The 2121-nt window shown below is 64.9% G+C and carries 1 protein-coding gene and 1 pseudogene; both read left to right on the forward strand.

Going from position 1 to position 2121, the window contains the following annotated elements:
• A pseudogene (locus EPY72_RS19610) lies at positions 1 to 1522 on the forward strand (hypothetical protein); the annotation flags it as partial.
• A gap of 91 nt (positions 1523 to 1613) precedes the next feature.
• The gene (locus EPY72_RS19055) at positions 1614 to 2012 is read left to right on the forward strand and encodes a hypothetical protein (RefSeq protein WP_135807454.1); all 399 of its coding nucleotides are present in this window, start codon (positions 1614 to 1616) and stop codon (positions 2010 to 2012) included.
• The last annotated feature ends 109 nt before the right edge of the window (positions 2013 to 2121 follow it).

Consider the following 2121-nt stretch of genomic DNA (forward strand, 5'->3'; position numbering starts at 1 on the left):
GGGCGAAGCGCTGTCGCTCGCGGACCTCATCACGTACGGCCCCTGGTCGTTCACCACCAACCACGACATCCCGGCCGGCGACTGGCGGATCGCACTCCGCTACCGTGTTGAGGGCGACACGGACTTCGCGAATCCGGCCTACCGGGTGCTGGTGGACGGCCAAGAGATCGCGTCGGTCTCAGAGAACGTCCTGCTCGGCGGCATGAACTGGGTGTTCGAGGTCGGCGACTTCGAGCTGACTGCGGGGTCGCACGACATCGAGATTGACGTGACCGCGGCCGGCACCGAGACGATGTACCTCGACGTCGTCAACGCCCACGACGCCCGGTACTACGATACAAGCGATTCGGACGACTTCCCCTCTGACAATATCGACATCAACGGGCCGCTGCCCGGCCCGCAGGACTACGTCGCCGGCAGCCGGGAGACCTCGGACATCACGACGGCCCAGCAAGTCGTGGGCGGCCGGCTCGAGGCAACGATCGACGACACATCGGGCGGGCAGGCGGTCGCGATCAGCAACGACCAGGGCCAGACGTGGCTCTCGGCTCAGAACAGCGAGACGGTCGACGGCTCCTTTGCGGATCCGAGCGGCCGGATCCGGGCGCGGTTCACGGTCGGCGGCTACGGCAGCCGGCTCGACGAGACGCCATCGGAGGGCTACCAGCCCCAGTCGGTCGACCTCTACGACCTCTACGCTGACCTCGACGAGACGCCGGCGTTCATCAACCAGTCGTTCGACGGCCACCTCGACCGGATCCTACGGGATGGAGCCGACCAGGGTGATTTCATCTGGGAGTACACGCTCGTGGATGAGACGCCGACGGTGGTCTGGACGCAGCCCGGCCAGCGCGTCAGCGACGACGAACTCGATCTCGTCGACTACCGGCTCAACAAGCGCAGCGGTAGCGTCTACGAGAAGGTCACGGTGGTCGGTAGTCCGCAGACGGTACGGTCGGAGCAGTTCACCGCCGACGTCGGGACAGCGGTCGAGCTGCCCCACGAGTATCTTGTCGATGGAAGCGAGACGGTGATCGACCCAGCGAACCCCGGCCAGACGTTCGAACGCAACGTCGACTACAACATCTCGTACTTGGACGGCACGATCACGGTGCTCTCGGCGGGCAGCATGAGCGACGGAACGACGTACGAGGTCGACTACCAGTCCGAGACCCGTGGGTCGTATGCGTTCGACAGCGCTTCGGATCCGCGGGAGGCACCCCAGCAGACGATCCCGGGGTTGACGAGCCCGCAGGCCGCTGAGCAGGCGGCGATCACGATCGTCAACGAGGTCTCCGAGCCGTTGTGGGATGTGGAGCTGACGGTGCCGCCGCGCGAGGTTGGGTTCGATGTCGCGACCGCGCTCGCGCTCCCCCAGTTGCCGACGGATGGTCCGGTTGAGGTGCGGAATGTGTCGAATAGTCCGTCGGAGATCGCGATCGAGGCTGGGAGTCGGGAGTCGGTTGGGGAGGTCGTCCAGCAGATCCAGGAACGAGTTGGACAGGTGTCGCGGCGCAGCTAGATCGGGTAGGGTGATGACCCCGGCGGTGGGCGAGCCAGCATCCGATGCAAGTGGCCTATACTTTAAGACAGATTCGTGAGAACCAGCAAGTATGTTCAAACGGCGGTCACTACTGCAACTCCTCTCCACCATCGGCGTCGCCAGCCTCGCCGGCTGCGGCGGCGACCTCGACCCAAACCCAGATCCCGCGACTACTGACCAAAAGCCGACAACAACGACAGTCAGCACAACCACGCCAGTCCGAGAAACGACGACCACAACAACCGTCGGCGCTGCTACTGTCGCCGGGACGACCGTCGACAGCACCGAGCAGACCACGACACCGACAGCGGCACCGACGGCAACCGAATCGCGTTCACCACCGGACAACAGCGGCGGAGGCGGTGGTGGAAACGTCGGTGGCGGTGGCGGCCAGGAGACGACGACCGTGCCGGAGCGCGACGTCGGTCCGGACGTCACGGTGAGCGACAACACGAACGTTACTGAGTGATACCATGGCAGACCGAGTTATCTTCCAGAACGACGACGCACTGAGTGAACAGAATCTCTCCCAGCAGCGAGCTCGGGAGAACAGCACCGACTACGTCGAGCGCGGCCTC

Origin of the sequence: Halorussus marinus, from assembly GCF_004765795.1 — an archaeon.
GTDB lineage: Archaea > Halobacteriota > Halobacteria > Halobacteriales > Haladaptataceae > Halorussus > Halorussus marinus.